Source organism: Nocardia sp. 852002-20019_SCH5090214, from assembly GCF_001665865.1.
GTDB classification, from domain to species: Bacteria; Actinomycetota; Actinomycetes; order Mycobacteriales; family Mycobacteriaceae; genus Nocardia; species Nocardia nova.
Genome location: NZ_LZMK01000123.1, coordinates 40,498 through 64,328 on the forward strand (window position 1 = coordinate 40,498; position 23,831 = coordinate 64,328).

25 protein-coding genes are annotated in these 23,831 nt (G+C 68.3%); 16 read left to right on the forward strand and 9 right to left on the reverse strand.

The annotated features are described in order from the left end of the window. Positions 1–24: 24 nt before the first annotated feature. Complete coding sequence (gene rpsO, locus A5780_RS10365; protein ID WP_040720363.1) at positions 25–294, reverse strand: 30S ribosomal protein S15; 270 nt, start codon at positions 292–294, stop codon at positions 25–27. A gap of 176 nt (positions 295–470) precedes the next feature. After that, the gene (locus A5780_RS10370; RefSeq protein ID WP_030513180.1) at positions 471–1,454 is read right to left on the reverse strand and encodes a bifunctional riboflavin kinase/FAD synthetase; all 984 of its coding nucleotides are present in this window, start codon (positions 1,452–1,454) and stop codon (positions 471–473) included. A gap of 352 nt (positions 1,455–1,806) precedes the next feature. Here A5780_RS10370 and A5780_RS10375 point away from each other — a divergent pair, with 352 nt between their 5' ends. Further along, positions 1,807–2,469 (forward strand): metal-dependent transcriptional regulator, encoded by a 663-nt coding sequence (locus A5780_RS10375; protein ID WP_051755147.1) that lies wholly within the window; start codon positions 1,807–1,809, stop codon positions 2,467–2,469. Positions 2,470–2,518: 49 nt separating this feature from the next. On the opposite strand, the gene A5780_RS10380 is transcribed toward A5780_RS10375, so the two are convergent. Beyond that, on the reverse strand, positions 2,519–3,580 hold the full coding sequence (locus A5780_RS10380; protein ID WP_063019048.1) for a tartrate dehydrogenase: 1,062 nt from the start codon (positions 3,578–3,580) through the stop codon (positions 2,519–2,521). Continuing rightward, the gene (locus A5780_RS10385) at positions 3,580–5,055 is read right to left on the reverse strand and encodes an NAD-dependent succinate-semialdehyde dehydrogenase (RefSeq protein WP_064908310.1); all 1,476 of its coding nucleotides are present in this window, start codon (positions 5,053–5,055) and stop codon (positions 3,580–3,582) included. Before A5780_RS10385 ends, A5780_RS10380 begins: the two co-directional genes overlap by 1 nt. A gap of 150 nt (positions 5,056–5,205) precedes the next feature. Here A5780_RS10385 and A5780_RS10390 point away from each other — a divergent pair, with 150 nt between their 5' ends. Further along, positions 5,206–6,447, forward strand: a complete 1,242-nt coding sequence (locus A5780_RS10390) for an aspartate aminotransferase family protein (protein WP_064904181.1) — start codon at positions 5,206–5,208, stop codon at positions 6,445–6,447. Positions 6,448–6,482: 35 nt separating this feature from the next. After that, positions 6,483–6,983: a DUF3830 family protein gene (locus A5780_RS10395; protein WP_064904179.1), complete on the forward strand. Its 501-nt coding sequence runs from the start codon at positions 6,483–6,485 to the stop codon at positions 6,981–6,983. 60 nt (positions 6,984–7,043) lie between these two features. On the opposite strand, the gene A5780_RS10400 is transcribed toward A5780_RS10395, so the two are convergent. Then, positions 7,044–8,435, reverse strand: coding sequence for an amidase (locus tag A5780_RS10400; RefSeq protein WP_227463065.1), 1,392 nt, complete (start codon positions 8,433–8,435; stop codon positions 7,044–7,046). An 11-nt stretch (positions 8,436–8,446) separates the two neighbouring features. Next, on the reverse strand, positions 8,447–9,412 hold the full coding sequence (locus A5780_RS10405; RefSeq protein ID WP_063019053.1) for a D-2-hydroxyacid dehydrogenase: 966 nt from the start codon (positions 9,410–9,412) through the stop codon (positions 8,447–8,449). 85 nt (positions 9,413–9,497) lie between these two features. On the opposite strand from A5780_RS10405, the gene A5780_RS10410 reads away from it, so the two are divergent. From A5780_RS10410 to A5780_RS10420, 3 genes are read left to right on the forward strand one after another with little or no spacing between them, the layout of a single operon-like run. Further along, positions 9,498–10,238 (forward strand): Asp/Glu/hydantoin racemase, encoded by a 741-nt coding sequence (locus A5780_RS10410; RefSeq protein WP_063019077.1) that lies wholly within the window; start codon positions 9,498–9,500, stop codon positions 10,236–10,238. A gap of 8 nt (positions 10,239–10,246) precedes the next feature. Continuing rightward, the gene (locus A5780_RS10415) at positions 10,247–10,993 is read left to right on the forward strand and encodes a maleate cis-trans isomerase (RefSeq protein WP_063019079.1); all 747 of its coding nucleotides are present in this window, start codon (positions 10,247–10,249) and stop codon (positions 10,991–10,993) included. Further along, positions 10,980–11,648, forward strand: a complete 669-nt coding sequence (locus A5780_RS10420) for a GntR family transcriptional regulator (protein WP_030513170.1) — start codon at positions 10,980–10,982, stop codon at positions 11,646–11,648. Before A5780_RS10415 ends, A5780_RS10420 begins: the two co-directional genes overlap by 14 nt. Positions 11,649–11,656: 8 nt before the next feature. Here the strand turns inward: A5780_RS10420 and truB are convergent, their stop codons facing one another. Both truB and npt read right to left on the reverse strand, forming a co-directional pair. Next, complete coding sequence (gene truB, locus A5780_RS10425) at positions 11,657–12,580, reverse strand: tRNA pseudouridine(55) synthase TruB (protein WP_063019055.1); 924 nt, start codon at positions 12,578–12,580, stop codon at positions 11,657–11,659. Then, positions 12,580–13,218 (reverse strand): 4'-phosphopantetheinyl transferase Npt, encoded by a 639-nt coding sequence (gene npt / locus A5780_RS10430; protein WP_281210275.1) that lies wholly within the window; start codon positions 13,216–13,218, stop codon positions 12,580–12,582. Before npt ends, truB begins: the two co-directional genes overlap by 1 nt. A gap of 203 nt (positions 13,219–13,421) precedes the next feature. On the opposite strand from npt, the gene A5780_RS10435 reads away from it, so the two are divergent. The 10 genes from A5780_RS10435 to A5780_RS10480 all read left to right on the forward strand — a co-directional run bounded on the left by A5780_RS10435 (position 13,422) and on the right by A5780_RS10480 (position 22,582). Continuing rightward, positions 13,422–13,919 carry a GNAT family N-acetyltransferase gene (locus A5780_RS10435; RefSeq protein WP_064908311.1) on the forward strand — a complete coding sequence of 166 codons (498 nt, stop codon included), beginning with the start codon at positions 13,422–13,424 and terminating at the stop codon, positions 13,917–13,919. 292 nt (positions 13,920–14,211) lie between these two features. Next, positions 14,212–14,487 (forward strand): acyl carrier protein, encoded by a 276-nt coding sequence (locus A5780_RS40800; RefSeq protein ID WP_197516554.1) that lies wholly within the window; start codon positions 14,212–14,214, stop codon positions 14,485–14,487. After that, on the forward strand, positions 14,484–15,992 hold the full coding sequence (locus A5780_RS10445) for an AMP-binding protein (protein WP_064904170.1): 1,509 nt from the start codon (positions 14,484–14,486) through the stop codon (positions 15,990–15,992). The genes A5780_RS40800 and A5780_RS10445 overlap by 4 nt, the downstream gene beginning before the upstream one ends. After that, positions 15,992–17,137, forward strand: coding sequence for a beta-ketoacyl synthase (locus A5780_RS10450; protein WP_064908312.1), 1,146 nt, complete (start codon positions 15,992–15,994; stop codon positions 17,135–17,137). Before A5780_RS10445 ends, A5780_RS10450 begins: the two co-directional genes overlap by 1 nt. Next, positions 17,134–18,126 carry a beta-ketoacyl synthase N-terminal-like domain-containing protein gene (locus A5780_RS10455; protein WP_064908313.1) on the forward strand — a complete coding sequence of 331 codons (993 nt, stop codon included), beginning with the start codon at positions 17,134–17,136 and terminating at the stop codon, positions 18,124–18,126. Before A5780_RS10450 ends, A5780_RS10455 begins: the two co-directional genes overlap by 4 nt. Next, a complete protein-coding gene (locus A5780_RS10460) occupies positions 18,123–18,392 on the forward strand; it encodes an acyl carrier protein (protein ID WP_064904164.1) in 270 nt (89 codons plus the stop codon). Before A5780_RS10455 ends, A5780_RS10460 begins: the two co-directional genes overlap by 4 nt. A gap of 14 nt (positions 18,393–18,406) precedes the next feature. Then, entirely contained in the window at positions 18,407–19,792 is a 1,386-nt protein-coding gene (locus tag A5780_RS10465; protein ID WP_227463064.1) for a salicylate synthase, read from the forward strand. Between the two features lie 206 nt (positions 19,793–19,998). Next, positions 19,999–21,501, forward strand: a complete 1,503-nt coding sequence (locus A5780_RS10470; protein ID WP_082976387.1) for a PLP-dependent aminotransferase family protein — start codon at positions 19,999–20,001, stop codon at positions 21,499–21,501. 155 nt (positions 21,502–21,656) lie between these two features. Next, on the forward strand, positions 21,657–22,196 hold the full coding sequence (locus A5780_RS10475) for a hypothetical protein (protein ID WP_064904159.1): 540 nt from the start codon (positions 21,657–21,659) through the stop codon (positions 22,194–22,196). Then, positions 22,196–22,582: an S-adenosylmethionine decarboxylase family protein gene (locus A5780_RS10480; RefSeq protein ID WP_064908314.1), complete on the forward strand. Its 387-nt coding sequence runs from the start codon at positions 22,196–22,198 to the stop codon at positions 22,580–22,582. Before A5780_RS10475 ends, A5780_RS10480 begins: the two co-directional genes overlap by 1 nt. A gap of 171 nt (positions 22,583–22,753) precedes the next feature. Here A5780_RS10480 and A5780_RS10485 read toward each other — a convergent pair whose 3' ends face one another. Then, a complete protein-coding gene (locus A5780_RS10485) occupies positions 22,754–23,713 on the reverse strand; it encodes a metallophosphoesterase (protein ID WP_104363038.1) in 960 nt (319 codons plus the stop codon). Positions 23,714–23,831 lie beyond the last annotated feature (118 nt).

Consider the following 23,831-nt stretch of genomic DNA (forward strand, 5'->3'; position numbering starts at 1 on the left):
CGCGTCCGTGCGGGCGCGAGCAGATCAACGCCGCAGTCCGAGCCGCTCGATCAGCGAACGGTAGCGCTCGATGTCCTTGTCCTGCAGGTACTTCGACAGCCGCCGACGGCGACCGATCAGGCCCAGCAGGCCGTGGCGGGTGTGGTGATCGTGCTTGTGCACCTTCAGGTGCTCGGTCAGGTCGGAGATCCGCTTGGACAGCAGCGCGATCTGGGCCTCCGGCGAACCGGTGTCCTTCTCGTGCAGGCCGTACTCCTTGAGGATGGCCGCCTTCTGCTCGGTGGTCAGAGCCACGAATTCACTCCTTGTTTTCTCAGTCCGCGCTCGAGGAAACCGGGAAACCCCGGGCGGGCGCCACCGCGGACCGCAGCAGACCCGACGAGCCAGCCTACCGGATCACCGCACGTCGGACCGAATCGGCCCGATCCGGCCGGCCCCACACCGGGAATCTGTCCGGCGGGCGGATTCGCTCAGCGCTGGGCGTCGCTCGCCTCGGCGGCGGCCAGCACCTGTCGCGTCTGCTCGACGTCGTCGCCCATGGCCCGGACCAGATCGTCGATCGAGTCGAAGCGGCGCATACCGCGCAGATGCTGCACGAAGTCCACGGCGACGTGCTGGCCGTATAGATCCGCCTCGGTGTCGAGGACGAAGGCCTCGACCGTGCGGGTGCGGCCGGAGAAGGTCGGGTTGGTGCCCACCGAGATCGCGGCCATGGCCCGCTTGCCCGGCCGGGTGACGCCGACCGTCTCTCCGGCGGCCAGCACGGTGAACCAGCCCGCGTATACGCCGTCGGCCGGGATCGCCGCATGCATCGGCGGAGCCACGTTGGCGGTCGGAAAACCGAGTTCGCGACCGCGGCCGTCGCCGTGGACGACGACACCCTCCACCCGGTGCGGGCGGCCGAGCGCGTCGGCGGCCGCGGCCATGTCACCGGCGTCGACACAGGCCCGGATGTAGGTGGAGGAGAACGTGACCGCGTGTTCGCCGACCAGCTTCACACCGTCGACCTCGAAGCCGAACCGGCCGCCCAGCTCGCGCATGGTCTCGACGGTGCCCGCCGCCTTCTTGCCGAAGGTGAAGTTGTCGCCGACCACGACCTCGGCGACATGCAGCTTCTCGACCAGCAGGTCGTGCACGTAGCGGCCGGGAGTGAGCTTCATGAAGTCCTGGGTGAACGGCATCACCAGGAACACATCGATACCGAGTTCCTCGACCAGCTCCGCGCGCCGGGTCAACGTGGTGAGCTGCGCCGGATGCGATCCGGGACGCACCACTTCCATCGGATGCGGGTCGAAGGTCATGAGAACCGAGGGAACACCGCGCACCGCAGCGGATTTCACCGCACGGCTGATCAATTGGGCGTGACCGCGGTGCACACCGTCGAACACGCCGATGGTGAGCACACACCGACCCCAGTCCGGTGGCATTTCCTCGAGACTTCGCCATCTCTGCACACACCGAAGCCTACGCAAGCGCGGTCACGAACCGGGATTCGGCGGGGCGGTTGTTCACCCGACCGTCACCCGCCCGCGGCGAGCGCGAGGTTGTGCGGGCTTGCGGGCTGCGGCCGCAATGGTCCCGCTGTACCTGATGGCAGGTCCGCGCCGGCCCGGCCCCGCTGTGCTCGATCGCGGGGTCCGCGGCGGCCTCCGTGGTTACGCAGGCTGCCTCCTCCGGCCGCAACGCTGCCCCCGCTAAGCTCGATACGTGCCCGGAAAACGTGATGTCGCCACCCGGCGTGAGCTGGCAGATTCCGCTGCGTCACAAGCGTCTCCCGATGCGGGCGCGGCCGGGCGCGCGGCGAATGTGGCCCCCTCGCTGTCGTCGGTCGCCCAGGATTATCTGAAGGTCATCTGGAGTGCGCAGGAGTGGTCGCAGGAGAAGGTGTCGACCAAACTGCTCGCCGAGCGGATCGGTGTGTCGGCGTCGACGGTGTCGGAGGCGGTGCGCAAACTCGCCGATCAGGGGCTGGTCGAACACGCCCGCTACGGCGCCATCACGCTGACCGACAACGGCCGCCGGGCCGCAGTCGCCATGGTGCGCCGCCATCGGCTGATCGAAACGTTCCTGGTCAGCGAGCTCGGCTACGGCTGGGACGAGGTGCACGACGAGGCCGAGGTGCTCGAGCACGCGGTGTCGGAGACCCTGGTGGAACGTATCGACGCCAAACTCGGCCATCCCGATCGCGATCCGCACGGCGACCCGATCCCCTCCGTCGACGGTGCGGTCCCCACACCGCCCGCCCATCAGCTCAGCGACTTCCAGGCCGGACAATCCGGCCGGGTGGCGCGCATCTCCGATTTCGATCCCGCCATGCTGCGGTATTTCGATTCCGTCGGCATCGCGCTCGACACCGTGATCACCGTGGTGGAGCGGCGCGATTTCGCCGGCACCATCGCGGTGCGGATCGGCGAGCACACCATCGACCTGGGAAGCCCTGCGGCAGAAGCGATCTGGCTGACCTCCTGACCGGCCACCGCAGCGCCTCGGCACCGAGAGTCGCGGCGTATCGCCGCCCCTACTGTGTGACCAGCGCCGCGGCGCGTTCGGCGATCGCGGTGCCGAGTTCGGCGGTGGTCGCCGTACCGCCCAGATCGGGGGTGAGCACCTCCCCCGCGGCCAGCACATCGCAGACCGCGCGGTCGACGGCCGCGGCCGCCGCGGATTCGCCCAGGTGGTCGAGCATCATCGCACCGGCGAGGATCTGCGCCACCGGATCGGCGATGCCCATACCCGCGATATCGGGCGCACTGCCGTGCACCGCCTCGAACATCGAGGGCGCCTCGCGCGCGGGATTGATATTCCCCGAGGGCGCGAGCCCGAGCCCGCCGGTCACCGCGGCGGCGAGGTCGGACAGGATGTCGCCGAACAGATTCGAGCCGACGATCACGTCCAGCCGATCCGGATGCAGCACGATCTCCGCGGCCAGCGCATCGACATGCATCTGCCGCGTCTCGACGTCCGGATACTCGGCGGCGATCCGCTCGAAAACGCTGTCCCAGTACGGCATCGAATGAATGAGGCCGTTGGACTTGGTGGCCGAACACAGTCTGCGGTCGCGCCGGCGCGCCTGCTCGAACGCGTATCGGATGATGCGTTCACATCCGGTGCGGGTGAATATCGATTCCTGAACCACGAATTCGTCCGGCCGCCCGGGATTGTGCATTCCCCCGATCGCGGAATATTCGCCCTCGGAATTCTCCCGCACGATGAGGATGTCGAGATCGTCGGCGCCGCGTCCGCGGAGCGCGGATTCGGTGCCGGGCAGCAGCCGGACCGGGCGCAGATTCACATACTGCCCGAAGGCGCGCCGCAGCGGGATCAGCAGACCCCACAGCGAAATATGGTCGGCCACACCGGGAAATCCCACGGCGCCGAGCAGAATCGCGTCGAAAGCCGCCAGCTGCTGCGGACCATCCTCGGGCATCATCGCGCCGGTGCGCAGATATTGCTCACAGGACCAGTCGAATTCGGTCCAGGCGATGCCGGGCAGCACCGCGTCGAGAACCTTGACCGCCTCGGCCGTGACGTCCACGCCGATACCGTCGCCGGGAATGGTGGCAATGCGATACACCGGCATCACAGTGCCACACCGATGTATTTGGTCTCCAGGAATTCGTCGATGCCGGTGAAGCCCCCCTCGCGTCCGAGACCCGATTCCTTCACTCCGCCGAACGGCGCCGCTGGATTGGACACCACGCCCTGGTTGAGTCCCACCATGCCGGTGTCGAGCGCCTCGCTCACCCGCAATCCGCGCCGCAGATTCTCGGTGAACACGTACGCCACCAAACCGTAGGGCGTGTCGTCGGCGCGTTCGATCACCTCGTCCTCGGTGTCGAAGACGGCCAAACCCGCGACGGGGCCGAAGATTTCGGTGCCGAACATCGCGGCGTCGTCCGGGACACCGGTCAGCACCGTGGGTGGATAGAAGTATCCGGGTCCTTCGGCGGCGGTTCCGCCGAGCAGGACGGTGGCGCCGCGCCGGCGCGCATCGGCGACCAGTTCCGACACCTTCGCGACCGCGGCGGCGTCGATCAGCGGTCCGACCACCACGCCGGGATCGGCGCCGCGGCCCATCGGCAGGGCCGCCATGCGTTCGATGAAGCGGCGGGTGAATTCGTCGGCGATGCCGCGTTGCAGGTAGATCCGGTTGGCCGCGGTGCAGGCCTGGCCGATATTGCGCATCTTCGCCGCGAGCGCGCCCTCCACCGCGGTATCGAGATCGGCGTCGTCGAACACGATCAGCGGGGCGTTGCCGCCCAATTCCATCGACGTGCGCATCACGGATCTCGCGCACTGTTCCAGCAGCAACTTCCCGACGGCGGTCGATCCCGTGAACGACAGTTTGCGCGAGCGCGGATCCGCGATCATCGCACCGGTCACCGCCGCCGGATCGGAGGTGGTCACGACATTGACCACGCCGTCGGGAACCCCTGCGGCGGACAGTATTTCGGCGATCGCCAGCGTGCACAGCGGGGTCTGCTCGGCGGGTTTGACCACACAGGTGCAGCCCGCGGCCAGGGCTGGGCCGATCTTGCGGGTCGCCATCGCCATGGGGAAGTTCCACGGGGTGATCAGGATGCTCGGTCCCACGGGCCGGCGCGCCACCACGAAGCGGGATCCACCGGCCGGCGCGGGCATATAGCCGCCGTCCAGCCGCACCGCCTCCTCGGCGAACCAGCGGAAGAACTCCGCCGCGTACACGACCTCGCCGCGCGCCTCGGCCAGCGGTTTGCCCATCTCGGCGGTGGCGATGCGGGCGAGCCGGTCGGTGTCGTCGAGCATGGCCCGATGGGCGCGCATCAGGATCTCCGACCGGGTCCGCGCGGGCACCTCGGCCCACGCGTCCTGGGCCGCCGCGGCCGCGGCCAGCGCGGCGACGCCGTCCTCGGGGCCGGCATCGGCGACGGCGGTCAGGATCTGCCCGGTGGCCGGGTCCTCCACGTCCAGCCGGGTAGCGGCCTCGCGCCGGCGCCCGCCGATGAACAGGCCGGTCGGGACGCTGTCGATCGCCGCGCGCGTCGCGGCATCCGGATCCGCAACGGTATACGTCATCGCTCGCTCCTCTTCTCGGAACAGCAGGTCGGTTCGGCGCAGTCGTTGCCGTCACCGTCGCGGCCATGTTATACACATTGTCAACAATCCGACAATAAGAATCCGGCCGTCACCGGCGCGGATTTCCCGTCGCCCGGGAGGCGGATCACCATGACTGCACTTTCCCCCGTTCTCCGGCAGGCCACGCCGGTCACCGTCGATCACGGCGAGGGCTGCTACCTGTACGGCACCGACGGTCGCCGGTACCTCGACTTCACCGCCGGGATCGGCGTCACCAGCACCGGGCACTGTCATCCGCGGGTGGTCGAGGCCGCGCGTGAACAGGTCGGCAGCCTCATCCACGGCCAGTACACGACGGTCATGCACCGGCCGCTGCTGCGGCTGACCGAACGGCTCGCCGATGTGCTTCCCGCCCACCTGGATTCGGTGTTCTTCGCCAACTCCGGCAGCGAGGCCGTGGAGGCCGCGCTGCGGCTGGCCCGGCAGGCCACCGGCCGCCCCAATGTGGTGGTGTTCCACGGCGGCTTCCACGGCCGCACGGTCGCCGCCGCGACCATGACCACCTCCGGAACCCGCTTCTCGGCCGGTTTCAGCCCGCTCATGGGTGGTGTGCACGTGGCGCCGTTCCCCACCGCCTACCGCTACGGCTGGTCGGAGGAGGAGGCGACCGATTTCGCCTTGCGCGAGCTCGACTACATCCTCACCACGCTCACCGCCCCGGCCGAGACGGCCGCCTTCATCGTCGAACCCGTGCTCGGCGAGGGCGGCTACATCCCGGGCAACACCCGGTTCTTCCAGGGCCTGCGCGAGCGCGCCGACCGGCACGGCATCCTGTTGATCTTCGACGAGATCCAGACCGGGTTCGGCCGCACCGGAAAGTTCTTCGGGCACCAGCATTTCGACGTACAGCCCGACGTCATCACCATAGCCAAGGGGTTGGCCAGCGGTTTTCCGCTGTCGGGAATCGCCGCGCCACAGGAGCTGATGGCCAAGGCCTGGCCGGGATCTCAAGGCGGCACCTACGGCGCCAATGCCGTGGCCTGCGCGGCCGCGGTCGCCACCATCGACGTCATCGAATCCGAGGGGCTGGTGGACAACGCCGCCGCCCGCGGGGACCAATTGCTGGCCGGCACCCGAGCCTGCGCCACCAAGGCGATCGGCGATGTGCGCGGCCTGGGCCTGCTCGTGGGCAGCGAATTCACCACGGCGGCAGGCGAACCCGACACCGCCACGGCCGCGACGGCCCAGCGGCTGGCCGCCGAGCGCGGCCTGCTCCTGCTGACCTGCGGGGCCTACAGCAACGTCGTGCGAATGATCCCGCCCCTGATCGTGACCGCGGAACAGGTCGACGAGGCGCTGGCGCTGTGGACCGGCGTCCTGGACGAGCTGTAGCGATACCCACGCCCCGAGCGGAACAGGAGATCTCGATGGCCCGGTACCTCACCATCACCCTCACCAAGGCCGGCGTGCGGGCTCGCGCGCGATTGCTGGACGAGCTGGCCCCGCACACCTGCGCGGCGGTGTGGGACGCACTGCCGCAGGAGGGCGACGCGTTCCACGCCAAATACGCCCGCAACGAGGTGTACACCCTCGTGCCGCGCATCACCGCCGCGCCGCATCGCGAAAACCCCACCGTCACACCGATTCCCGGTGACGTCTGCCTGTTCGACTTCGAACCGTGGGAGATCGGCAATCCCGCCTACGGCTACGAACCGGGCTCGGCCGCGCACGACGCGCAGGGCGCCACCGATCTGGCAATGTTCTACGACCGCAACAACCTGCTGATCAACGGCGATATGGGCTGGGTCCCGGGCAATGTGTTCGCGACCATCGAGGAAGGACTGCCGGAGCTGGCCACCGCGTGCAACGCGCTGTGGCTGCGCGGCGTGGAAGGCGAAACACTGTCCTTCACACGGTCTTCGGAGTAACGACACGTCGCAGGTGCGACTGAGCGGCCCGGTCCGAACAGGTCCGGGCCGCGTCGCATTTCAGCTCAGCACCGCCTCGGCGAAGCGGGCCACCGCGAGCACGAAATCGTCGGAGTGACGCGGCCCGACGATCTGCAGCCCCACCGGCATTCCCGCCGCGGTTCGCCCGGCGGGAATGGTGATCGCCGGCTGCTGGGTGAGATTGAACGGATAGGTGAACGGGGTCCACTGCGGCCAGCTGTCCATCGAACTACCCGGCGGCACATCGTATCCCGCGTCGAAGGCGGTGATCGGCATGGTCGGCGTGACGAGGACGTCGTAAGCGGTATGGAAGGCCCCCATCACGATGCCGATCTCCGCCGCCACCGCACGCGCCTCGATGTAGTCGACCGCGCTCAGCGTGCGACCGCGGTCCCACATGGCGCCCAGGCCGGGGTCGACCCGCTCCCGGGTGCCCTCGGGGAACGTCGAGAGCATGGCCGCCGCCCCGGCCGCCCACATCGTTTCGAACGCCGGGCGCGGATCGGCGAATCCGGGATCGGCCTCGACCACCCGTAGGCCGGCCTCGTCGAGCGCCCGCACCGCCGCCGCGACGACCGCCGCGACCTCGGGATCGACCTGCGCGAAACCGAGATTCGCCGAAAAGCCGACCGTCGCACCGCGCACCTCGCGCTGCAGTTCGCCGCGGAAGGTCAGCAGCGGCGGCGCACCCGCGGTCGGATCGCGGTGATCGGGCAGCGACAGGATGTCCATCAGCAGCGCCACGTCCTCGACCGTGCGGGCGATGGGCCCGGCGTGTGCCAGCGGCCCGAACGGGCTGGCCGGGTACAGCGGGACCCGGCCGTGCGTGGGCTTGAATCCCACCACCCCGCAGAACGAGGCCGGAATCCGGATGCTGCCACCGCCGTCGGTCCCGATCGACACGGGTCCCATGCCGGCCGCGACCGCCACCGCCGAACCGCCGGAGGAACCGCCGGACGTCTTGTCCGGGTCGACCGGATTACGGGTGATTCCCGTCAGCGCGCTGTCGGTGGTGGCCTTCCACGCCAGCTCCGGCGTGGTGGTCTTACCCAGGAACACGAGTCCGTCCTCACGCAGCCGGGCGGTGGCCGGGCTGTCGACCGGCCACGGCACATCCGGCCGGATCGAGGTCGAGCCGCGCAGCGTCGGCCACCCCTCGGTGAGGAAGATGTCCTTGATCGAGATCGGCACGCCGTCGAGCAGGCCCTGCGCACGACCACCCTGCCAGCGCGCCTCGGACTCCTTGGCCTGCACCATCGCCCGCTCCGGGTCGACCAGGCAGAACGCGTCGAGGACGTCGTCGCGGGCCGCGATCGCGTCCAGCGCGGCCTGCGTGGCCTCGACAGGAGACAAGGCCCCGGCCGAATAGGCGGCGGCCAACTCGGCCGCGGTCATCGCCGCGGGGTCGGTCCCTGTATCGGGGTGGGCCATCGTGACTCCCTTCAGCTGGGCACGTAACCCAGCTTCTTGTCGACCACATTGTGTAAGGGCTGACCGCTTGCCCACCGCTCGAAATTCTCGGTGAACGCGGCGACGATCTCCGCCCGCCAGCCGATGAAGTCGCCGCTGTTGTGCGGGGTGACAACGACATTCGGCAGATCCCACAGCGGGTGGCCGGCCGGCAGCGGTTCCGGATCGACCACGTCCAGCGCCGCACCGGCGAGCACGCCGCCGCGCAGCGCCGCGACCAGATCGTCGGTGACCACGGATTCCCCACGCCCGACATTGATGAAACGCGCATGCGGCTTCATCGCCGCGAAGGCGCTCGCATCGAACATGTGCCGGGTCTGCGGGGTGAGCGGCGTCACGCAGACCACGTAATCCGCCCCGGGCAGTTCGGCGTGCAAATCGGTTGCCACCGTGCCGAAATCGGGATCGCCGATGCGCGCGGTCCGCCCCAGCCCGCGCACCCGCATCCCGGCCGCGCGCAGCAGGCGGGCGATCGCGCGTCCGATCGAGCCGGTGCCGACCACCAGCACCGCGGCTCCCGCCACCCGCTCGGATTCGCGGTGGCGCCACTGGTGACGCTGCTGCAGCCGCAGCGATTCGGGCAGATCCTTGGCGAAGGCGAGCACCTGGGCGAGAACGTATTCCGCGATGGGCTCGTCGAACAGGCCGCGGGTGTTGGTGACCTGTACGTCGCTGTCGATCAGTGTGTCGAACATCACGGCGTCGACACCCGTGCCCCCCACATGCACCCACCGCATCCGATCGGCGCGATCCCAGGCGCCGGGCAGGGCGGTGCTGCGGAAGTCGTAGACGAACAGCGCCTCGGCGCCGGGCAGCGCGTCCGCGAGCGACGCCCCGTCGGCGAAGCGGACGGTGGCCTGCTCCAACACCGGACGCATGAATTCCGCGTCGGGCTCGACGCCGTCGTGCAGGACGGTGACAACTGGGCCCGCGTTCATATTGACAGGCTAAAAACCCATCGTATGCTTGTCAACAATCCGATTGTGCGCGGAGGATTGTCGCCCGGACGCGAGAGGGGCCCTCGTGGAACTGAATTTTCCCGAGCTGGACGGGCCTGTCGCGCAACGGGGCATCGGGATCATCGCGCCGTTCGATCTGGCGCTCGAGCGCGAACTGTGGCGGTGGGCTCCCCTGGAAGTGAGCCTGCATCTGGCGCGCACGCCGTACGAACCGGTGCCGGTCTCGCTCGAGATGGCCGAATTGGTCTCCGACGCAGCACATCTCACCGCGGCGACGCGCAACGTGCTGCACGTGGAACCCGAGGTGATCGCCTATCTGTGCACCTCGGGCAGCTTCATCAAGGGGCTGGCCTACGAGCGAGCGCTGCGCGACACCATCTGCCGGGCCGGTGCCCGCGACGCGATCACCACCTCCGGCGCACTGATCGAGGCCGTGCACAAACTGCAGTTGTCCAAGATGTCGGTCATCACGCCCTACGACGAGATTCTGACCACGAAGCTGCACGAGTTCCTGCACGAGGCCGGTTGCGAGGTCCTGCGATCGGATCATCTGGGACTCGGCGGCGGCATCTGGAAGGTCAGCTATCGCACGATCGCCGAACGCATCATGGCCGCCGATGATCCCGCCGCGCAGGCCATCTTCGTCAGCTGCACCAACCTTCCCACCTACGACCTGGTCGAACCGCTGGAACAGCTGCTCGGCAAACCGGTCCTGACCGCCAACCAACTGACCATGTGGGCCTGTCTCGGACGGATGAAACTGCCGATGATGGGCCCTGGCAAGTGGCTGCAGAACGTTTTCTAGGAGGCGCTGTGGAACGGACACCGACCGTCGGATTCATCTATCCCGATCATGCCGCCGAGGACGAATATCCCTGGGCAGCAGCGCATCTCGGCGTCGAACTTCGTGTCGCGCACATCTACGGCACCGACCTGCACGCGGTGCCCGAACTGCTCGAGCTGGGCAGTCCGGACAAGTTGCGCCGGGGCGCGGATCTGCTGGCGCCCTTCGATCCCCTGGCCGTGGTGTGGGCCTGCACCTCGGGCAGCTTCGTCTACGGACCGCAGGGTGCGCGCGAACAGGCGGACGAGCTCTCCCGGATCTGCGGCGTCCCCGCATCGAGCACCAGTTTCGCGTTCGTGGAGGCGGTGCGGGCGATAGCCGCCGGCCGCGTCGCCGTGTGCGCGAGCTATCCGGACGAGGTCGCCGCCCTCTTCGTGGACTTCCTCGACGCCGCCGGCATCCGGGTGGTCTCGATGTCGAGCGCCGGAATCGACACGGCCGCCGAAGTGGGGACGCTGACACCGTCGCAGGTGCTGGACCTGGCGGCGGCGAACGACCATCCCGACGCCGAGGCGCTGCTGATTCCCGATACCGCGATGCATACGATACAACTGCTTCCGGAGCTGGAATCAGCGCTCGGCAAGCCGGTACTCACCGCGAACCAGGTCACCGTCTGGCACGGGCTGCGACTGGCGGGGCTGCCCGCCCACACGCCTGCGTCCGGACCGGGGCTCGGAACGCTCTTCTCGGAAAGGCCGATTCATGTCGGTGATTGAGTTCGAACCCGTGAATCGGCAGTCCACGGCGGAGATGATCGCCGACCGGCTGCGCGCGGCGATCGTGCGCGGCACGCTGGCGCCGGGGACCCAGCTGGTGGAGGCCGAACTGGCCGCGCAATTCGACGTCTCGCGCGGACCCGTCCGGGAGGCCATGCAGCGCTTGGTTTCCGAAGGGCTGCTGCACAGCGTGCGGCATCGCGGCATCTTCGTCATCGAACTCAGCCTGGCCGACGTCGTCGACATCTACCGCGCCCGCACCGCGATCGAGGGCGGCGCGCTGGACCTGATCCTGGACGGCCGCCGCGAGATCGCCTACGAGGCCTTGCAATCCAGCGTCGCCGATATGCAGGCCTGTGCCGAACGCGGCGATGCCACCGGCGTCACCGATGCCGACCACGAATTCCATCAGGCACTGGTCACCAGCGCCGACAGCCCGCGGCTGGTGCGGGCCGCGCGGACACTGCTGATCGAGACCCGGATGTGCCTGGGCGCCCTGCAGACGACCTACACCGACCTCGGTGAGCAGGTCCGCGAACATGTGGCGCTGCGCGAGGCCATCGCCGCCGGCCCGCCGCGCGATGTGCACGAACTGCTCGTCGGGCATATGCGCGACGCGGTCGATCGGCTCCGGGAGCAGATCGGCGAGGGGTAGGCCCGCGCTCAGTCGATGAGCCCGCGCGGGCGCACCACGAAGACGGGCGAGGAGCGCTTGCCCTTCTCCTCGAGCAAGGCGATGGTCCGGCCGTCGGTGGTCGTGGCCGCGTGCACCCCGCGCAGGCCCACCGGGTCCAGCCAGCGTCCGTCGCGCAGCGATTCGGCCTGTTCGGCGTCGATCTCCCGATGCGGAAAGGCAAGGCGCACAGCGGCATCGACGTCGAGATTCAGGCTCGGCTCGTCGGCGAGCTGCTCCAGGGTGCGAGCGTGTTCGAGAGTGAACGGGCCGACCCGGGTGCGGCGCAACGCGGTCAGATGTCCGCCGACCCCCAGGGCGGTGCCGAGATCGCGGGCCAGCGCCCGGATGTAGGTGCCCGAGGAACAGTCGACCTCGACGTCCAGATCGACGAATGTCGTTGCGCCGGTGTCGATATCACGCCGGCCAAGAATGTCGAACCGGGAGACCGTGACCGGCCGGGCCGCCAGTTCCACCTGTTCGCCCGCCCGGGCGCGCGCGTACGCCCGCTCACCGTTGACCTTGATCGCGCTCACCGTCGAGGGCACCTGCTGGATATCGCCGGTGAGCGCGGCGACGGCCGCGGCGATATCGGCGTCGGCGAGATGGCCGGCGGGGATGGTGGCCAGCACCTCACCCTCGGCATCGTCGGTGACGGTGGCCTGGCCGAGGCGAATCGTCGCGGTATAGGACTTGGTGGTCAGGCTCAGCAGGCCCAGCAGTTTGGTGGCGCGCTCGACGCCGAGCACCAGCACGCCGGTGGCCATCGGGTCGAGCGTGCCGGCGTGGCCGATCTTCCTGGTACGCAGGATCTTCCGGCAGCGCGCGACCACGTCGTGGCTGGTCTGCCCACCGTCCTTGTCGATGATCAGCAGACCGCCGAGCGGATCGACGATCGCCTCGCGTTCGGCCATCAGCCGGCCACGATCGCGGTCAGGATCAGCCCCTCGGCGACCGTCCAGCGGCCGTCGAACGCGGTCAGCGGCGCACCGCCGTCGAGAGTCTGCCCGGGAACCAGCAGCGCACTGTGGAAGGTGCCCGCGGTGCCGGTGTCGTCGACGGTGAAGGTGATGTGGGCGTCCTCGAAGCCGAGCCAGCGCTGGGTGAGCGGGAACCACGCCTTGTAGGTGGCCTCCTTCGCACAGAACAGCAGCCGGTCCATATGCAGTCCGGTCGCGGGGATCGCGCCGCGCAGCCAGTCCCGTTCGGCGGGCAGGCTCACCGAGTCCAGCACCCCCTCGGGCAGCGTGTCGTGCGGTTCGGCGTCGATGCCCACCGACCGCCAGCGCAGCCGATGCGCCAGCACCGCCGCTCGGTACCCGTCACAGTGGGTGAGGCTGCCGACGACCCCGCGCGGAAACAGCGGCATCCCGCGCTCGCCCTTGCCGATCGCCGCCGGCGGCTCACCGAGCTGGGCCAGCGCCAGCCGCGCACAGTGCCGGGCGCCGATGAAATCGCGCCGCCGCTTCTCGACCGATTGCGCGATCAGATGTTCCTCACCGGGATGCGGTTTCAGATCCTCCGGATACCGCAACAGCTCCGCCGCGGCCACTCCCGCGGGCAGAATGCTGCCGATGACGCGCGCCTGTTCCTCGATGACCGCCTCCTGAGTCGACCCTGTCTGCGCTACGAGCCTAGCGGTGCGGGCGGTTCACGGACTCGGCCAGCTCCGGGGAAGCGGCAGCGGCCCACCGCAGCAGGCGCACCGAAAAATGGGAGGATCCGTCGGGGTCGAAGGCCGTAAAGTCGCGCGGCATGCCCCATTCGGTCGCCACCGCCACACCTACCGACGAGCCCCTGCTCTGGGCGATGCTGTTCGAAGCCTCTCACGCGGCCGAACAGAACATGACTTCGGACGAACTGCGCTCGGTGCCCGAACTCGCGCGCTACGTCGAGGGCTGGGGCCGCCCGGGGGATCTCGGGGTCGTCGGCGGGCCGTCCGGCGGCGCGGGTGCCGCCTGGCTGCGACTGTTTCCCGCCGACAACCCCGGCTACGGATACGTCGACGACGCGACACCCGAACTCGCGATCGGAGTGGCGCCACAGCTGCGCGGCAGCGGGCTCGGCACCACTCTGCTGCGCCGTCTGCTGGCGGATGCCCGGCAGCGCTACGACGCGGTGAGTCTCAGTGTGCGGCAATCCAATCCGGCGCTGCGGCTGTACGAGCGACTCGGTTTCGACATCGTCCCGGGCTCGCATGTGGTCAACCGGGCCGGTACGACGAGCGTGACCATGGTGCATCGCTTCCGCTGAACCGCCGAGCGTCCGCACCGCACACCGACGCCGGGAACAAAGGCGGGTCCATACAGCGGCCGGTCGAGCCCCCCGCTCATTCTGCCCGCAACCGGACCACTGCGGTTCGTTGATATTGGCACTTTTCCTTAGAGGTTCGGAAATATACGGTGCAACCGTACGAGGAAAGAAATAGCGGATCGGGTGGACGGAATCTTATCCAACGCCGCCGAAGCAATTTCGTTCGACCCGGTGCGCGACCGCATTTCGGGTGCCTCGTCAATGGCGGAAAGAGCAGTGTCAGGATATGAATATGGCCGGATCCGAAGAACGGCACGGCGGCAGTGGCAGCAATTGTGACCGGCTTCGCGCCATTACCGCCGAAGTGCTCGAGATGGACGTAGACGGTGTCGATATACGGGCGCATTTCTACGAGGATCTGGGCGCGTCTTCGCTGGAAAAGACCGAAATACTAGCCCGAATCGAACGCGAATTCTCGGTGACGCTTTCGGATGGTTCGATCGCACGGCTCGATTCGCTCGGCGACGCATTGGCGGTCGTCGACAGCTCGGGTGGGGTGCATCGGTGAACCTCGTCGAATTCTTCGTCGGACGACACCTCGACTCGCCCAGAAAAGACGCGCCCGCCTATATCGACTCCGAGCTCGGCGAGATCGGCTACACCGAATTGTACCGCGCTGCAGGCGCATTCGCGGATCTGCTCTCCGGCAACGGAGTCGCGCCGGGCAGCCGGGCCATGGTGTTGGCGGACGACTCGGTCGCCACGGTGGTGGCTGTGCTCGGGCTGTGGTGGCACGGCTGCGCGGCGGTGCCGGTGAATCCGGCGCTGTCGGACAAGGAGATCGGGTTTATCGCGGCCGACAGCGGGGTGAAGTTCGGATACGTCGATGTATCCGGGACGCGCCTGAGCAGACTTGCCGCGGCGCTCCCGGACATCGGCCAGTTCCGGAACCACGTCCGCGAGTTGATACTGCGGCAACGGCGTTCCGGTGAGGCGGCCACGCCGCCGCCCCAGCAGCAGTGGCTGCCCGATCAAGAAGCCTTGGTGCAGTACACCTCCGGCAGCACCGGCGTGCCGAAGGGCGTGGCGCATCGGGCGAGCGCGCTGCAGTGGGTGCCGTCCGGGTTCGGGCGGATAGCCGCGCTGGCACCCGGCGATATTGTGCTCTCGACGGCCAAACTCTCGTTCGCGTACGGGTTCGGCAATTCCCTGTTGCTGCCGCTGCACGCGGGTGCGACGACCGTGCTGCTCAACGGCGGGGTGGACGCCCAGTTCGTCGCCGCGGCGCTGCGCCGCCACCGTCCGACCGTGTTGTTCTCGGTGCCGCGCCTCTACGCGGCTCTGGCCGAATCATTCGACGACCGTGGCAGCAGGCTGCGTTTGGCGGTTTCCGCGGGGGAAGCGCTGCCGGCAGACCTGAGCGAACGGGTGATGCGGCGACTTGGGGTTCCGCTGGTGAATAGTCTCGGGACGACCGAAGCGCTGTACATCCTGCTGGCAACGAATCCCGCCGAACCGGGTCCCGGCACCATCGGCAGGCCCGTGCCCGGGGTACGGGCCACGGTGCGCGACCAGGACGGCAGGATTCTCGACGGTGACGAGGTGCAGGGCCGCCTGCACGTCGCGGGTCCGTCCGTCGCGGCCGGCTATCTCGACCGACCGGAAGCGACTCGGGAAACCTTCGCCGACGGCGGCGCGTACACCGGCGACATTGTCCGGCGCACCCGTGGCGGCCCGATCTACTACGTCGGCCGCGCCGACGACTTTCTGAATCTCGGCGGCTACAAGGTGGCGCCTGCCGAGATCGAGGGTGTCGTCCGTGCTGTCGTAGGGGTGCGCGATTGCGCCGTGGTAGGGGTGGCGGACGACCACGGGCTGCAGCAGGCAGTGCTTTTCGTCGTCGTTGAGGGTGACCGGGAGTCCAGTGCCGTTCGTCGCGCTGTCATCGCCTGTCTGCGTGCCGAGCTCGCGTCGTTGAAGCGCCCCAGCCGCATCGAGCTGGTCGATGCCCTGCCGACGACTTGGACCGGCAAGCTCGCGCGAAACCAGCTTCGGGCGATCGGAGCGCACTGATGTCGTGGGATGTCACCGGGATGGCAGCTGTCGCGTCCATCGGGGAGACGCCCGATGCGATCTTCGAGTCACTGTGCGCACAGCGGAGCGGAATCTCGAAGCTACGCGCGTTCGACGCGGCGAAATACCGGACGTGGCACGCGTATGAGGTCGACGATCGGACCGCAGACGGCGACCGGCCGTTTCGCGCCACCGAGTGGCTTCGCACCGTGATCGAGGCGGCGCTGACCGATGCGGGCCTGGAGGGAACTCCCGAGCGGTATCCGGTGGTGGTCGGAACCACCCTGCGGGAACAGCGGTCCGCCGAACTCTGGTGGCGAGAAACCGGCGGAAAGACCGGGGAGGGACTCGATCCCGATCGCCTCGACTTCTCGGCTGCGTTGCGGGACCTTCCCCAGGTCGGGCGGGTGCACACCGTCGCCTGTGCCTGTGCTGCGTCGCTGTATGCGCTGGGCATGGCGACCGACATGATCGAACTGGGCCTCGCCGAGACCGTGGTGGTCGCGGGCACCGACTCGATCACCGAGAGCGCATTCGGGACCATCGATCGCGTTCAGACCAGGACGCCGCAGGCGCTGCGTCCGTTCGACGTCGCGCGCGCGGGCATGATCATGGGCGAAGGCGCCGTGGCCGTCGTCGTGAGCCGGGCCGGGGCCGCCACCGCACGACACGTGAGCCTGCTCGGTGTCGGCATGAACTGCGACGCCCGCCATGCCACGGCGCCGGACCGGGAGAGTATCCGCGAGGTCATCGCCGACGCGCACGAACGGGCCGGCATCGACGCCGCCGACGTCGACCTGGTGATGTTGCACGGAAGCGGAACGCAACTCAACGACGCCGTCGAGGCGTCTGTTTTGACCGACGTGTTCGGGGATTCCGCCGCGCCACCGGTGATGACGGCGATCAAGTCGATGACCGGCCATACGCTCGGCGGGTCCGGGTTGTTGAGTCTGATCGTCGCGGCCGTCGCCATGCGCCGCGGATCGGTGCCGCCGATTCTGGGTCTCACCGATCCGATCGCCGAGGCGGGCGAGCTGCACCTGGCTCGCGACGTCGTGCGGGCGGACCTGGCCGTGGCGCAGATCGACGCGTTCGGTTTCGGTGGCATCAATGCGGTCGCCGTCATCGGGAAGGGGACACGGTGACGGGCCGGGCGACGGTGGTCACCGGCGTCGGCCTAGCCGGCCCGGGCCTGCGGGCCGCTGCCGATCTGCTGTCGACAGCTCCGGTCGAGCCGGGAGTCGGGCCGTCACCCGATCTCACGGGACGGCACATGCGACACAAGGACCGTGCGTCGCGACTGGCACTGTGCGCGGTCGAGCAGGCGCTCGCCGACGCCGGCCTGGCCACCGACTCGACCGGTCGCGAGCACTCGACGACAGCCACCGTCGTCAGCTCGAACTTCGGCAATCTCGACAGCGTCTGCGAGTTCACCGACCGGATCGCCGAGCAATCCACGGCCGCGCTCAGTCCGCTGGGTCTGCCGCACGTGTCGTCCAACGCCATCGCGGGGTGGATCGCGATCCGGCACGGGCTGCGCGGACCGAACATCACCCTGTGCAGCGGGCGGACCAGCGGGTTGGACGCGCTGTTGTGGGCCGCCACGCTCATCGGGGCCGGCCGGGCCGACGCTGCGATCGTCGTCGGTGTCGAACCGGACACCGGACCGGTGCGCAGCTTGCTCGGACCCGGTCGGCGGGTGTTCGACGGAGCCGCGGCGGTGATCCTGGAGTCGGATGCGCACGCGGCGAATCGACAGGCAATCGTCCGGGCACTGATCGGCGCTGATTGCCACAGCGACAGTGTGGACCAGGTGATCGACGCGATCCGCACGGTGGCCCGACCGCCGCGATTGTGGCTCACACCGGCGGATGTGTCGACGGAGTTCGGCTCGTCGATCCGCATCCTGGATCTGACCCGACGGCTCGGAGAGTGCTCGGGTGCGCTCGGAGTGCTCCAGTGCGTGGCGGCGGTGGCGCAGTTGGACGGCGGCGACCGGAACCCGGTGTACGCCACCTGTGGCGGTCAGCACGGCGGCGAGGCCGTGACCGTACACCTGCGCGCACCGCACGCCGCATCCGCCTCGGTCGCGCGCAGCATCGGAAACAGCGAACTCGACCCGGAGGAACGATGACAAGGAATATTCCCGAGCGGGTGGACCCGGAGGACCTACGGCAATTGGTGGCGCGCGTCCTGGAAGTGCCTGCGGCCGAAATCAGTGACCACACAAACTTCACCGACGAATGGAACGTCGACTCGCTGCTCGAACTCGAGCTCGCGACCCGTATCGAGCAGCGCTACCGGATAACAATTCCAGACACCGAGGTCGCTTCGCTGACATCGCTGGCGAATGTCCGCGAACTCGTCGACCGCATGCTCGGCGCGGACCCGAATACCTGATCTTGGAGGACCACGTGACCACCCCGGAATCCGTCCGACTGACAAGCGCCGTCGATCCCGCGACCGCGGTCTCGCGGCTGGCCTGCTCCGGCCATTTCAGTGACTACATCGTCTATGAGCGGCCCGGCCGATGGGTGTTCGCAGCCGCCCCGCTCGGCCGGGTCGAACTGGACACCGACGAGCTGCGGGTGAGCACCTCGGCAGGGTCTGCTCGCGAACGCTGGACCGGCAGACCTGTGGACGCGCTGGAGCGGGCGCTCGACTCGCTGCGGGTGACCTGCGGCCCGGGAGCCTCGGGTACCGCCTATGGCTGGATCGCCTTCGAGTTCTGTGCCGATGCGCTCGGCGCGCAACGGCACCTCACCGAGAGAGCCGATTTGGCGCACGTGATCATTCCGCGAATCGAGGTGACAGTCACCGAATCGGGGGTCGGCGTCGATGGCGCGACCGCTGCCGAAGTCGAGGTGATCGAGCAACTGCTCCTGTCACCGGCCGAGCCACTGCCGACACCGCATCCGGTCGACGTGCGCGCCGATACCTGCGGCTACCGTGCACGTGTGGCGGCGGCCGTCGCGGAGATCGCTGCGGGTGACTATCAGAAGGTGATCCTGTCTCGCCGGGTCGAGTTGCCCTTCCGGGTCGACCTGCCTGCCAGTTACCGTCTGGGCCGGGCACACAACACACCGGCCCGGTCGTTCCTGCTGCGGCTCGGTGGTCTGGCCGCAGCGGGATTCAGCCCGGAGCTGGTGGTGTCGGTCGACGACGAGGGTGTCGTCACCACCGAACCGCTGGCGGGCACCCGGGCGCTGGGGCAGGGCGTCGCGGCAGATCTGGCCGCCCGCAATGACCTGGAATCGGACCCGAAGGAGATCGTGGAACACGCCGTCTCGGTGAAGACATCGTTCGCCGAGATCGCTTCCATCGCCGAACCGGGTACCACGACGGTGGCCGACTTCATGGCGGTTCGCGAGCGCGGCAGCGTCCAGCATCTGGCCTCCACGGTGCGCGGCAGGCTCGCCCGGCACCGGACCCGGTGGGATGCGCTGGACGCGTTGTTCCCGGCGGTCACCGCGTCCGGCATCCCCAAACGGGCGGCTGTCGACGCCGTGTTCCGCCATGACGCCGCCCGCGGACTGTATTCCGGTGCGGTGGTGACACTTTCGGAAAGCGGCTCACTGGAGGCGGCCCTGGTGTTGCGGGCGGTGTACCAGGACGCGGACGCGGCGTGGGTGCGAGCAGGCGCCGGCATCGTTGCTCAGTCGCGGCCGGACCGGGAATTCGAGGAAACCTGTGAGAAGTTGGGCAGCGTCGCCCCGTATCTGGTGCCCGCGATCTCCCATGGACCTGGGTCGACTCCGCGATCACCGATGGTGACGGGCAGGCGATCGCACCGCTCCTAGCGTCAGGAATCATCGATTTCGCATCGGCACTGCCGGGTATAGCGGCGAAGTTGCGTCGCCCACGCATGCCTGATTAGTCTCAGGCATGCTCGGCTGGATTCACCCGTGATCGCGCCTCCCTCGATGCCACCACGCGACGCCGAGCGGCTTCGGCGGGCTACCGGCCCTGCTCGTTTTCGGTCGCTGCCCCGCTGTCGAGGCTGACCGTGGATGTGCACGTAACCCTCACCGGCCGAGGAGATCTCGGCGGGCAGATATACCGGCAGATCAAGGCCGCCGTGCTGGACGGGCGGCTGATCCCGGGTCGGCGGTTGCCGCCTTCCCGGGAACTGGCGCGGAGGCTGGCGGTGTCGCGCAATACCGTGACCGGTGCCTACGACCGACTGGTCGCCGAGGGGCTCGCCGAGAGCCGGGTCGGCGCAGGCATTTTCGTACGCGCGACGGTCGCGCGGCAGCGGCATCACCCGGCGGACGCGACATCGGCTGCGGTGGTCCACCCGCAGCCGTTGTGGGCGGATATCAGGGTGCCCGCGCCCGGCTTCTTCACCGACACACCGCCGTACGACCTACGGCCGGGCATTCCGGACGTGCGGTTGTTTCCGTACGAGGCATGGCGGCGGTTGACCTCGCAGGCGTTCCGGAGGTCGTCGATCGGCACCGGAATGCCCATCGACCCGGCGGGTCTCCCCGCGCTACGGGCGGCCATCGCCCGCCACATCGGGGTCTCGCGGGCAGTTCAGGTGACCGCGGACGAGATCATCATCACGCAGGGCATCCAGCAGGCGCTGGACCTGGTGGGACGGGTGCTGCTACGGCCGGGCGACCGTGTGGTCATCGAAAACCCGTGCTATCCACTTGTGCGGGAACTGTTTCGCAGCCTCGGGGCAGACGTCGTGGGAGTCGACGTGGACTCGGAGGGCTTGCGGGTCGATCTGCTTCCCGATCGCACGCGGATCGTGTGTGTCACCCCATCGCATCAGTTCCCGCTCGGCGTGCCGATGTCGAGCCGGCGCAGGCGGGCGCTGCTGGACTGGGCGAGTAGTCGCGACGTAGTGGTGATCGAGGACGATTACGACACCGAGTTCCGCTATGGTGGTCGTCCGCTCGAGACGCTGCACAGCATCGACACCGCAGGCCGGGTTATCTACGTGGGAACGTTCTCCAAGGTCATGCTTCCGGTGCTCCGGATCGGTTTCGTCGCCGCTCCCGCGCCGCTGTTCGCGGCACTGCGCGCCGCGAAGTACGTGACCGACTGGCATTCGCCGCAGCCTGCTCAGGTCGCTCTTCTCGGCTTCATCGAAGAAGGCATGCTGGCCAAACACATCCGGCGGATGCGCCGGGAGTACCAGGCCCGCCATGAGCGGATAGTCGAACTGTTGAGCACACGCTTCGCCGACTTGCTGACCGTTATTCCGTCGGCGGTGGGCCTACACGTATCGGCGTGGACCCAGCCCGGCGTCGACGCGGCTGCCGTCGCCGCCCGCGCGCGAACGGACGGCGTCGGCATCTTTCCGATATCCCGGTATCGCATGAGCGACGGTCCCGACGGCCTCATCGTCGGATACGGGGCCATCGCCACAACCGACGTCGACCACGCGCTCGACTTGCTGCGCACCGCGCTGGAGAGGAACAGGCAACCGCGCAGCGAAACCGGGACTGCCACGTGTAGCGGCGATTTCACGGTGGGCTGCGGCCGCGCGGGCAACTGATGTGCAGAGCGCGGGGGTATCCACACGCCGCAGGTTGGCCCAGCGCAGTTCGACGATATTGGCTCTTTGTCGCGGAGCCGGCCGCCGATAGCGTTCAACCCCAAACCTCAACGGGCAGAAGGCACTTCTGTCCAAGCTTTCGGCGGAAGCAGACTGTGAAGATCATCGAGGCGCCTGAAATAGGTCCGACGCCCGCCCTCGACGAGGCGTGGACCTTCTATCGTGAAACGTTCACCGAGATCAATGCAATGGCGGCGCAGCGCCATCTCATGCGCCGTGACGAGTTCATCGACGTCATGGGTGATGAGCGGATCGTCAAGTACCTACTGACCGACGATGACAACACCATCGTCGGGCTCGGTGTGTCGACGAACGACTTGGAGGCGTGGCCGCTGATCTCGCCCGCCTATTTCCGACGGATCTATCCGGCGCACTTTGCGGCCCGCACGCTGTGGTACATCGGTTTCATCGGTGTCCGGCCCGACCTGCGCGGCGGCTTCGCAGCCATGCTGGAGGCCATGTCCGCCCCGCAGCGCGACGCCGGTGGCATCGCGCTCATGGACTACTGCGCGTTCAATGTCGACGAGAAGGCCGTGCTCGCGTCCTCGCTGCGAATTCTGGGGCGCTACAGCGAGCCGAGGTTGCGGACACTCGACACACAGACATTCGTCGCTTATGAATTCGGGGAGCGTTGATGGCGCGCCGATGGCGGCACGACAGCGCCGGCCCGATGACCTTCGGGATGGAACTGATCCTGGACCTGGGTGGCTGCGCCCCGGAGGGGATCAGCGACGCCGAGGTCATCAGGGGGTACGCTCGAGAATTGGTCAAGCTGATCGAGATGAAGCCCTTCGGCGAGCCGATAATCGAGCACTTCGGCCACGACGATCCGGTCACCTCCGGCTACACCTTGGTGCAGTTGATCGAGACCTCCAGCATCGTAGGGCATTTCAGCGAGAAACTCGGGCGCGCCTATCTGAACATCTTCTCCTGCCGCCGCTTCGACTCCGAACTCGCGCTGCGGTTCAGCGCGGACTGGTTCGGCTCGGACGAGATTCGGCAAACTCTCATCATCCGGTAGTGCGGGGCGGAAGACGCACGTCAATTGTTGTACCGGCCGGCGAATACGTCTCCGGGAATGCTGGTCGCATGTGCAACGAGGTGCCGAGAACCCACTGTGTGACGTGGTGACGCGCCGTCGCGCGCACGCCGCTGCGGCTCGTCACCGCAGGTCGGCGCGCACGCCGCGCGGTCAGCGCACGCCGCGGCGGCGGTCGGCGAGACGGCGCATCTCCTCGGCGGCCGCCCGCATCTCGGGGGTGATCTTGAAGTGGCCGCCCCATTCGTTCAGGTCGTCCGGCCCGTATTCGGGGGCGGGCAGGATCTGACGCAGGAGCTTGTCCGGCAGGCCGCGGCGCTGCCATTCGCGCGGATAGCCGAGCGAGACCTCTTCGAACCGGACACCGTCGTAGAAGGTGGTGCGCGGGATGTGCAGGTGGCCGTAGACCGAGCACACCACGTTGTAGCGGGTGTGCCAGTCGGCGGTGTCCTCGGTCCCGCACCACAGCGAGAACTCCGGATAGAACAGCATCCGGGTGGGTTCGCGCAGCATCGGGAAATGGTTGATCAGCACCACCGCGGTATCGGGTTCCAGCGCGTCGAGCCGGCGCCTGCTGTACTGGACGCGAGCCCGGCACCAAGCGTCGCGCGTCAGGTAGGGGTCGCTGGCCAGCAGGAATTCGTCGGTGGCGACCACATTGCGGTCCCGGGCGATGGCCAGCGCCTCGGCCTTGGTGTACGCCCCCTCGGGCATCCACGAATAGTCGTAGAGGATGAACAGCGGCGCGATCGTCACCCGCCCGCCGTACTGTTCGGCGCCCGCACCCTCCCAGACCGGGAATTCGTCCTCCGGGGTCACCACATCGAGGTCGCGGCACAGCGCGACCAGGTAGTCGTAGCGGGGGGCGCCCTTGATCTGCACGGGATCCTTGGTGGTGGTCCACAATTCGTGATTGCCCGGGACCCAGATCACCTTGGCGAAGCGTTCCCGCAGGGTGCGTAGCGCCCAGCGGATGTCGTCGGTCTTCTCCCCCACGTCGCCGGCGACGATCAGCCAGTCCTCGGGCGAATCCGCGCGGATCTGCTCGACCACCGGTTTGTTCCCCTGATGACCGACATGGATATCGCTCACCGCCATCAACTTAGGAATCACAGTTCCACCATCCCATGATCATCGTGATGCGAGCACACCCGACCCTCGCGTGCGGACATACCCGGCGCCGCGTATTTCGCACACCGTCCGCGGTGCGCACGTCGGCGGCCGGGCACCG